The organism is Streptomyces sp. NPDC126497 (assembly GCF_040302425.1).
Classification (GTDB): Bacteria; Actinomycetota; Actinomycetes; order Streptomycetales; family Streptomycetaceae; genus Streptomyces.
The window spans coordinates 18419-27658 of sequence record NZ_JBEORT010000092.1; the positions used below are offsets into that span (position 1 = coordinate 18419).

Here is a 9240-nt window from a genome sequence, read left to right on the forward strand (position 1 = left end):
TCCCGCCATCCCATATGCTTCTCACGTCCCCGACGCGCTGAGAAGCGCCCAGGCGGGCCGATAGCCCTCATCGTCTAGCGGCCTAGGACGCCGCCCTTTCAAGGCGGTAGCACGGGTTCGAATCCCGTTGGGGGCACGCACCACCCTGTGCGACACTGTCGTACGACACGCTTGGTCCTGTGGAGCAGTTTGGAGTGCTCGCCACCCTGTCAAGGTGGAGGCCGCGGGTTCAAATCCCGTCAGGACCGCTGGTGTTTCACGTGAAACACCGCGGCTGGGTAGCTCAGTTGGTACGAGCGATCGCCTGAAAAGCGATAGGTCGCCGGTTCGACCCCGGCCCCAGCCACAACACAGGCCCCGATCATCGATCGGGGCCTTGTTGTGTGCCTCCGCACAGGCACCACGGCAAAATCATTGGCCGCGAATTTTCGCGGGATGAGACCCTGGACTTCGTATGTCTACGCACTCCGCCCCCGCTCTCGGCTCCCTCGCCTCCCGCCTCACCGAGCTGTCGTTGCGCGACGCGCACCGGCTTGGGCGCCGGCTCGAGGGAGCCCGCAGGATCCGCAAGCCCGAGGCCCGCGCCGCCGTGCTCACCGAGATCGAGGCGGAGGTCGCCGCGTCCGAGGAGCGCATGGCCCGGCGGCGCGCCCGGGTGCCCGCGGTCACGTACCCCGAGCAGCTGCCCGTCAGCCAGAAGAAGGACGCGATCGCCGAGGCCATCCGTGATCACCAGGTGGTGATCGTCGCGGGTGAGACCGGTTCCGGCAAGACCACGCAGATCCCGAAGATCTGCATGGAGCTGGGCCGTGGCCTCCGGGGCATGATCGGACACACCCAGCCCCGCCGGATCGCCGCCCGTACGGTCGCGGAGCGGGTGGCGGAGGAGCTGGACACGCCGCTGGGCGAGACCGTCGGCTGGAAGGTCCGCTTCACCGACCAGGTGAACCCGGACGCCACCTTCGTCAAGCTGATGACGGACGGCATCCTGCTCGCCGAGATCCAGACCGACCGCGAGCTGCGCGCCTACGACACGATCATCATCGACGAGGCGCACGAGCGGTCGCTCAACATCGACTTCCTGCTCGGCTACCTCGCGCAGCTGCTGCCGCAGCGGCCGGACCTCAAAGTGGTCATCACCTCGGCGACCATCGACCCGGAGCGTTTCTCCCGGCATTTCGGGGACGCCCCGATCATCGAGGTCAGCGGACGCACCTATCCGGTGGAGGTGCGGTACCGGCCGCTGCTGGAGGAGGACTCGGAGGACGCCGACCGCGACCAGATCACCGCGATCACGGACGCCGTCGAGGAGCTGATGGCGGAGGGGCCGGGCGACATCCTGGTGTTCCTCTCCGGTGAGCGGGAGATCCGGGACACGGCGGACGCGCTGACGAAGAAGCGGTACCGGTCGACCGAGGTGCTCCCCCTGTACGCCCGGCTGTCGCACGCCGAACAGCACCGGGTGTTCCAGCAGCACAGCGGCCGCCGGATCGTCCTGGCGACCAACGTGGCCGAGACGTCCCTGACCGTGCCGGGCATCAAGTACGTCATCGACCCCGGCTTCGCCCGCATCTCGCGCTACAGCCACCGCACCAAGGTGCAGCGGCTGCCGATCGAGCCGGTCTCGCAGGCCAGCGCCAACCAGCGCAAGGGCCGCTGCGGCCGCACCTCGGACGGCATCTGCATCCGGCTGTACAGCGAGGACGACTTCCTGTCCCGTCCGGAGTTCACGGACGCGGAGATCCTGCGCACCAACCTCGCCTCGGTCATCCTGCAGATGACGGCGGCCGGGCTGGGCGAGATCGAGAAGTTCCCGTTCATCGACCCGCCGGACCACCGCAACATCCGCGACGGCGTGCAGCTGCTCCAGGAGCTGGGCGCGCTGGACCCGGCGCAGAAGGACCCCCGCAAGCGGCTGACGCAGACCGGGCGGAAGCTGGCGCAGCTTCCGGTGGACCCGCGGCTGGCCCGCATGGTGCTGGAGGCGGACAGGAACGGCTGTGTCCGCGAGGTCATGGTCATCGCCGCCGCGCTGTCCATCCAGGATCCGCGGGAGCGGCCGGCCGACAAGCAGACGCAGGCCGATCAGCAGCACGCCCGGTTCCGGGACGAGTCCAGCGACTTCCTCGCCTACCTCAACCTGTGGCGGTACGTCCGCGAGCAGCAGAAGGAGCGCGGTTCGTCGTCGTTCCGCCGGATGTGCAAGCAGGAGTACCTGAACTTCCTGCGGATCCGCGAGTGGCAGGACATCTACACGCAGCTGCGCACGGTCGCCAAGCAGATGGGCATCCACCTCAACGAGGAGGACGCCCCCGGCGACCGGATCCACGTCTCCCTGCTGGCCGGTCTGCTGTCGCACATCGGCATGAAGGACGTGAAGGAGTCCAAGGACTCCGGTCCGGGCGCCGGCCGCAAGGACGGCGGTCGGAACGAGTACCTGGGCGCGCGGAACGCCAAGTTCGCGATCTTCCCGGGTTCGGCGCTGTTCAAGAAGCCGCCGCGGTTCGTGATGTCGGCCGAGCTGGTGGAGACGTCCCGGCTGTGGGCGCGGGTCAACGCGAAGATCGAGCCGGAGTGGGTGGAGCCGCTCGCCGAGCACCTGCTCAAGCGCACGTACAGCGAGCCGCACTGGGAGAAGGACCAGGCGGCCGTGATGGCGTACGAGAAGGTGACGCTGTACGGCGTGCCGATCGTGGCGCAGCGCAAGGTGAACTACGGCCGGATCGACCCGGAGGTCTCCCGGGAGCTGTTCATCCGCAACGCCCTGGTCGAGGGGGACTGGCGGACGCACCACAAGTTCTACGCCGACAACCGGAAGCTGCTGACCGAGGTCGAGGAGCTGGAGCACCGCGCCCGGCGCCGGGACATCATGGTCGACGACGAGACCCTGTTCGACTTCTACGACCAGCGGATCCCCGAACACGTGGTGTCGGGGGCGCACTTCGACTCGTGGTGGAAGCACAAGCGGCACGAGCAGCCGGACTTCCTCGACTTCGAGCGGGAGATGCTGATCCGCGAGTCGGCGGAGAAGGTCACCAAGGCCGACTATCCCGACTCGTGGCGGCAGGGTCCGCTCAAGTTCCGGGTGACGTACCAGTTCGAGCCGGGCGCGGACGCCGACGGCGTGACGGTCCACATTCCGCTCCAGGTGCTGAACCAGGTGACGGACGAGGGCTTCGACTGGCAGATCCCGGGACTGCGCGAGGAGGTCGTCACCGAGCTGATCCGTTCGCTTCCCAAGCCGATCCGGCGCAACTACGTGCCGGCGCCGAACTACGCGAAGGCGTTCCTGGAGCGGGCGGTGCCCCTGCAGGAGCCGCTGACGGTCACGATGGCCCGTGAGCTGAAGCGGATGGTCGGGGTGCCGTTCGAGGCCGAGGACTTCGACTGGTCCCGCGTGCCGGACCACTTGAAGGTGACGTTCCGGATCGTCGACGAGCGGCGCCGCAAGATCGCCGAGGACAAGGACCTGGAGGCGCTCAGGCTCCGGCTGCGGCCGAAGGCCCGCAAGGCGCTCTCCCAGGCGGCCGCCGCCACGGCGCAGCGCGAGGGCGGCGAGTCGCTGGAGCGCAAGGGGCTGACGGACTGGACGATCGGCTCGCTCACCCGCGTGTTCGAGACGCGCCGGGCCGGTCAGCCGGTGAAGGCGTATCCGGCGCTGGTCGACGACGGCGACACGGTGTCGGTCCGGCTGTTCGACACGGAGGCCGAGCAGGCGGAGGCGATGTGGAAGGGCACCCGCCGGCTGATCCTGCTGGGGATCCCGGTGAACCCCGCGAAGTTCGCCTCCGAGAAGCTGACGAACGCCCAGAAGCTGGCGCTGTCCGCGAATCCGCACGGGTCGGTGCAGGCGCTGTTCGACGACTGCGCGACGGCCGCGGCGGACAAGCTGATCGCCGACTTCGGCGGGCCGGTGTGGGACGAGGAGCCCTACCGGAGGCTGTACGACAAGGTCCGCGCGGAGATCGTCGACACGACGGTGCGCGCCGTGGGGCAGGTGCAGCAGGTGCTGGCGGCGTGGCAGGCCTGTGAGCGCCGTCTGAAGGGCGTACGGAGTCCCGCCCTGCTGCCCAACCTCCAGGACGTACGGCAGCAGCTGGACGGCCTCGTGCGGCCCGGTTTCGTGACGGAGGCGGGCCTGCGGCGGCTGCCGGACCTGCTGCGCTACCTGGTGGCCGTGGACCGGCGCCTGCAGCAGATGCCGGCGAACGCCCAGCGGGACACCACGCGCATGGCGAAGGTCCGGGAGATGCGGGACGAGTACGCGTGGCTGCTGGAGCAGATGCCGCAGGGGCGGCCGGTGCCGCAGCAGGTGCGGGACATCCGCTGGATGATCGAGGAGCTGAGGGTCAGTTATTTCGCCCACGCGCTCGGTACCGCGTATCCCGTGTCGGACAAGCGGATCGTGAAGGCGATCGACGCGGCGGCGCCGTGACGGTCCCCGCACACAGGGTGAGTTCGACCAGGGGTCTCCACCTCATGTAGAGTCCTTCTCGCAGCGCAACGCAGGAACGGCGCTGCGAAACCTGGTCCTGTGGAGCAGTTTGGAGTGCTCGCCACCCTGTCAAGGTGGAGGCCGCGGGTTCAAATCCCGTCAGGACCGCAGTAAGTGAGAGGCCCGCATCCCGCAAGGGACGCGGGCCTCTCGCATGAGGGCACACCCCCGCACGAGGCCTCGCCCCGCGGCGGCGCCCCGCGGCGGCGCCCTGCGGCGGAGCCGCGCACCGGCACCGCACATCCCGTCAGGACCGCACCCGACGAAGAGGTCCGCGCCCCGCAGGGGACGCGGACCTCCCGCACGAGGCCGTGCTCCACGAGGGGACACGATCCCCATCCGCGCCCCTCACGCCGTCTTGACGGGCCCGCCGCCCCCCGGTACTCCAGAGGAGGCAGGGCACCGCCCCGTGTGCCCCTGGAGGTGGCGTTATGGCGGCATCGGCTAGGCACGAGACGCGGGCCCTGCTCCGTGCGCACCTGTCGGCCGCGTCGTCGTACCGGCACCTCACCCGTCACTGCCCGATCTGCCACCGTCTGCTGCGGCTGGCGCTGGACTCCGCGCCCCGCACCCCGGACGCCTCCCGACCGGCCGGGGAACAACCGGATCCCCACGCCCGTTCCCTCTAGCGCATATGCCACAGGCTCAACAAGCCGACTGGTATGTGACGGGTGTCACCGCATCAGTTTCGAAGAGTGCCGCATTTACACCCCTCCTACAACAGGTCAATTTAATATGTGCAATTGCACTGACCGGAGAGGTGCCCGACGGCCGGCGCACAGGTGATCCCCCGTCCGCCCCCGGAGTCCGACGGGCCCGCGCACAGGGCGTTCCCCCGGATCCCGCAGGGGCCGCCCGGGCCCCCGCCGGCGCACAAAAAAGATCGCGCTGGACCCGACGGAGTCCAGCGCGATCGACGACGCACCCTTGTTCAGTTGCCTGGAAAGCCCTGATCGGCTTGGGCGAGGGGCCTGTTGGGGCAGTCCCCGCGTCGCTTGGAGCCAGTTCTCCCGGGCGCCTCGGCCGATGGGGGACCAGCCGGTCGTGCCCGGTTCATGCGGTTGTTCAGGCCTCGCTGCGCTGCTGCGGAATGCCCGCGAGCAGTGCGCGGACCTCGGCTTCGCGGTAGCGGCGGTGCCCGCCGAGCGTGCGGATCGACGTGAGCTTGCCTGCCTTCGCCCAGCGCGTGACCGTCTTGGGGTCGACGCGGAACATGGTGGCGACCTCAGCCGGGGTCAGCAGCGGCTCGGCATCAGGGGTGCGAGCGGTCATGAGCGGCCTCCTCGGGAGAACCGAACCTTCTCGGTTCTTTCCTCTAAATTCTGCACCTTGACCCGCGTTGCCCGAAATGGCGGACGCGAGTCGAGTCGGTTATAGGACGAACGGCTTGTCCTCGGCACTACAACTACACCATCTGTCCAGCCACGTCGGCCAAACCGATGGAATTGCCCTCCCAGGTGTCCATCAGCCGCGGAAGCCGATGGACCATGCCATAGCGGACAGTCACACCGCTGTGACGATCAGTCACAGCGGTGATCAGGAGGCACCGGACCCCCCAAAGCGTGCAATGCTGAGATCCCGCCCATAGTGGAGCACAGCAGGACGGAGGAGCCCTCCCCGGACTCCTTGTCCTATTTTGGCATGAGGAGGGGCAAGGGGCGCAAGGGCCGCGTACGTGCGGTCCGTCACGCTTGACGCGCTTGGGACATACGCCCGGATCGGCACCCACGTCCGTCGCCGGGACCCCGCTGACGAAACCTCAGAACGCCCAGGGCGAAGACAAAACCCCAAGAACGGCGTTTGGTCAAACGTCAGTTCGCCGAGCGCAGGTCGCGCACCGACCGCCACCGCTCCACGAGGCGCCCGTAGACGGCCCCGGCGCCCTCCTCGTCGCCCCGGCGCAGCGCCGCGATCCCCTCGGCCACGTCCGCCGCCGAGTGGTCGTCCTCGAGCCTGCCGGCCGGCAGGGCGTGCACCAGTCCCCCGTAGTCCAGTTCGACCAGCGAGCGCGGGTGGAACTCCTCCAGCCAGCGTCCGACGTCCACGAGGCCGTCGATCAGCAGGCTCTCGTCCATGGCGTCCCTGAGCGCCCGCAGTCCCCGTGCCACCCGCCGGCGGGCCTGGACCATCGGGGTGCGGTAGCGCAGGACGGGCGCCTCGTCGGCGGAGCCCTCGTCGTACTCCCGCTCGTCGTCCGCGAACAGCACGAACCAGTTGATCGGCACCTGCCAGGTCGCGGTGCGGATCCACGGCCGGGCGTCGGGGTGGTCGGCCAGCCAGCGCTCGTAGTCCCGGGTCGCCTGGTGCCGCACGACCGGGGGCAGGAACGCGTCCAGGACCGGCGGCGGGAAGTCCTCGGCGAGCTCGCCCAGGGCCTGCCAGCCGCGCAGCCGGGTGCGCCAGGGACAGACGCGGACCACGCCGTCGGCCTCCAGCACGAACGCGTCGCCGCTCTCGTGCGCCGGCACCGGCGCCGGCGGGGTGGCCGCGAGGCCGGCCAGGGCCCGGCGGAGCTCGTCCTGGCAGGAGGGACGGTCGGGGCGGCGGGCGTACCGCGCCCAGTGGTCGCGTTCCGCTTCCGGAAAGGCGGCCAGCGGTTCGTACACGCGCAAGTAGGTCGCGTAGGGGACGATCACCGAGGACACCTTGGGCACGCCTGCTCCCTGCCCCACGGGCCGTCGCGAAAACCAGCCCGGCCCCGGTCCGGACGGAGGGGGAGCCTCCGCGTACCGCCGCACGGCGGTACCCCGGACGGAGGTGATGTGAGACACAGTGCCGTCGACCGGCGCGGGAGGATCTACTCTCGTGCCACGGTCTCCGCCACCTCTACGGGGGCCGGCCCCACCCGCCGCTACTTACTCAGGAGTCACCACAGTGACCGACGTATCTGACGGCGTCCTGCACACCCTGTTCCGTTCGGACCAGGGGGGCCACGAGCAAGTCGTGCTCTGCCAGGACCGCGCCACCGGCCTCAAGGCCGTCATCGCCCTCCACTCCACCGCGCTGGGCCCCGCCCTCGGCGGTACGCGCTTCTACCCGTACGCCTCCGAGGAGGAGGCCGTCGCCGACGCGCTGAACCTCGCCCGCGGGATGTCGTACAAGAACGCCATGGCCGGACTCGACCACGGCGGCGGCAAGGCCGTGATCATCGGCGACCCGGAGCAGATCAAGAGCGAGGAACTGCTGCTGGCCTACGGCCGGTTCGTCGCCTCGCTCGGCGGCCGGTACGTCACCGCCTGCGACGTCGGCACCTACGTGGCCGACATGGACGTGGTGGCCCGCGAGTGCCGCTGGACCACCGGTCGCTCCCCCGAGAACGGCGGCGCGGGCGACTCCTCCGTGCTCACCGCCTTCGGCGTCTACCAGGGCATGCGCGCCGCCGCCCAGCACCTGTGGGGCGATCCCTCGCTGCGCGACCGCAAGGTCGGCGTCGCGGGCGTCGGCAAGGTCGGCCACCACCTGGTGGAGCACCTGCGCGCCGAAGGCGCCGAGGTCGTGATCACCGACGTGCGCGAGGACGCCGTGCGACGGGTCCTCGACCGGCACCCGCAGGGCGTCTCGGCCGTCGCCGACACCGAGGCGCTGATCCGCACCGAGGGCCTGGACGTCTACGCCCCGTGCGCGCTCGGCGGGGCGCTGAACGACGACAGCGTGCCGGTGCTGACCGCCGAGGTGGTCTGCGGCGCCGCCAACAACCAGCTCGCCCACCCGGGCGTGGAGAAGGACCTCGCCGACCGCGGGATCCTCTACGCGCCGGACTACGTGGTGAACGCCGGCGGTGTCATCCAGGTCGCCGACGAGCTGCACGGCTTCGACTTCGACCGGTGCAAGGCGAAGGCGTCGAAGATCTTCGACACCACGCTCGCCATATTCGCACGTGCGAAGGAGGACGGGATCCCGCCGGCCGCGGCGGCCGACCGGATCGCCGAGCAGCGGATGGCCGAGGCCCGCCCGGTGCGATGACGCGTACGGGGCGCCCCGGACCGGAGCGCCTTCGTACGTATGTGCGGTACCCGCCGGAGGGCACGTGGAGAGAACTCTCACTTCTCCCGGCGGGTCGACCGTGGATAAGTGGTTAAAATCGCGGTTGACCAGCGAGGACAGGGCTCCTCGATGGCCCTGGGCGCGGGCACGTCATGCGGGCGACGTACCGTATGGGCGCGGGCTCAGGTACCGTGGAAGCCCTACGGACCGGTCTCTTCACGGAGAGCCCGTTCTGGACCATGAACGCGTGTCAAGACTCTGGGGCCGTCGAGCCCCGTCGTTGAGGGGGTCGAGCCATGGGGCGCGGCCGGGCCAAGGCCAAGCAGACGAAGGTCGCCCGCCAGCTGAAGTACAACAGCGGTGGGACTGACCTCTCACGCCTGGCCGAGGAGCTGGGCGCATCGCCATCGAACCAGCCACCGAACGGTGAGCGTTTCGAGGACGATGAGCAAGACGACGACCTGTACGCACGGTATGCCGACCTCTATGAGGACGACGACGAGGACGAGGACGGCACGTCTTCGCAACAGCGTCGCGGCGCTTGACCTTGCGCTGAACACCAGCCCGGTCGGTGACTCCGGTCACCGACCGGGTTTAGTGCTGCCTCGGTTGATCCGACTCCTCCGGTCGGCCCGGCGGACCCGCACACCTGGTGTGGGGGGGCCCGCCCCCCCCCGCGCGGGGGCGGGGGCCGCGGGGACGCCCCGGGCGCGGACCCCCGCGCCGCCCCCCCCGGGCGGCCGCCCCCGGGGGGTGTGACC

Annotated in this window: 6 protein-coding genes and 4 tRNA genes; 8 read left to right on the plus strand and 2 right to left on the minus strand. The window is 69.9% G+C overall.

Translation table 11 applies throughout. The annotated features are described in order from the left end of the window. Window positions 1-63 precede the first annotated feature (63 nt). The 6 genes from ABTY20_RS28295 to ABTY20_RS28320 all read left to right on the plus strand — a co-directional run bounded on the left by ABTY20_RS28295 (window position 64) and on the right by ABTY20_RS28320 (window position 5124). Window positions 64-136, plus strand: a tRNA-Glu gene (locus tag ABTY20_RS28295). 37 nt (window positions 137-173) lie between these two features. Then, window positions 174-248 (plus strand) — tRNA-Asp (locus ABTY20_RS28300). Between the two features lie 24 nt (window positions 249-272). After that, window positions 273-346: transfer RNA gene (locus ABTY20_RS28305), tRNA-Phe, on the plus strand. 108 nt (window positions 347-454) lie between these two features. Next, the gene (gene hrpA / locus ABTY20_RS28310; RefSeq protein WP_351999886.1) at window positions 455-4435 is read left to right on the plus strand and encodes an ATP-dependent RNA helicase HrpA; all 3981 of its coding nucleotides are present in this window, start codon (window positions 455-457) and stop codon (window positions 4433-4435) included. A gap of 93 nt (window positions 4436-4528) precedes the next feature. Then, window positions 4529-4603, plus strand: a tRNA-Asp gene (locus ABTY20_RS28315). 323 nt (window positions 4604-4926) lie between these two features. Beyond that, window positions 4927-5124, plus strand: a complete 198-nt coding sequence (locus ABTY20_RS28320) for a DUF6274 family protein (protein ID WP_351999887.1) — start codon at window positions 4927-4929, stop codon at window positions 5122-5124. 436 nt (window positions 5125-5560) lie between these two features. Here the strand turns inward: ABTY20_RS28320 and bldC are convergent, their stop codons facing one another. Next, complete coding sequence (gene bldC, locus ABTY20_RS28325; RefSeq protein WP_003949541.1) at window positions 5561-5767, minus strand: developmental transcriptional regulator BldC; 207 nt, start codon at window positions 5765-5767, stop codon at window positions 5561-5563. A 539-nt stretch (window positions 5768-6306) separates the two neighbouring features. Next, a complete protein-coding gene (locus ABTY20_RS28330) occupies window positions 6307-7149 on the minus strand; it encodes a DUF8083 family protein (RefSeq protein WP_351999888.1) in 843 nt (280 codons plus the stop codon). Between the two features lie 220 nt (window positions 7150-7369). Here ABTY20_RS28330 and ABTY20_RS28335 point away from each other — a divergent pair, with 220 nt between their 5' ends. Both ABTY20_RS28335 and ABTY20_RS28340 read left to right on the plus strand, forming a co-directional pair. Continuing rightward, window positions 7370-8458 (plus strand): Leu/Phe/Val dehydrogenase, encoded by a 1089-nt coding sequence (locus ABTY20_RS28335; protein ID WP_351999889.1) that lies wholly within the window; start codon window positions 7370-7372, stop codon window positions 8456-8458. A gap of 317 nt (window positions 8459-8775) precedes the next feature. Beyond that, window positions 8776-9024, plus strand: a complete 249-nt coding sequence (locus tag ABTY20_RS28340) for a DUF3073 domain-containing protein (RefSeq protein ID WP_351999890.1) — start codon at window positions 8776-8778, stop codon at window positions 9022-9024. Window positions 9025-9240 lie beyond the last annotated feature (216 nt).

Excerpts from the sequence above, each read along its gene's own strand:
- hrpA (WP_351999886.1), top strand. The coding sequence starts at position 455 with ATGTCTACGCACTCCGCCCCCGCTCTCGGCTCCCTCGCCTCCCGCCTC.
- ABTY20_RS28320 (WP_351999887.1), top strand. The coding sequence starts at position 4,927 with ATGGCGGCATCGGCTAGGCACGAGACGCGGGCCCTGCTCCGTGCGCAC.
- bldC (WP_003949541.1), bottom strand. The coding sequence starts at position 5,767 with ATGACCGCTCGCACCCCTGATGCCGAGCCGCTGCTGACCCCGGCTGAG.
- ABTY20_RS28340 (WP_351999890.1), top strand. The coding sequence starts at position 8,776 with ATGGGGCGCGGCCGGGCCAAGGCCAAGCAGACGAAGGTCGCCCGCCAG.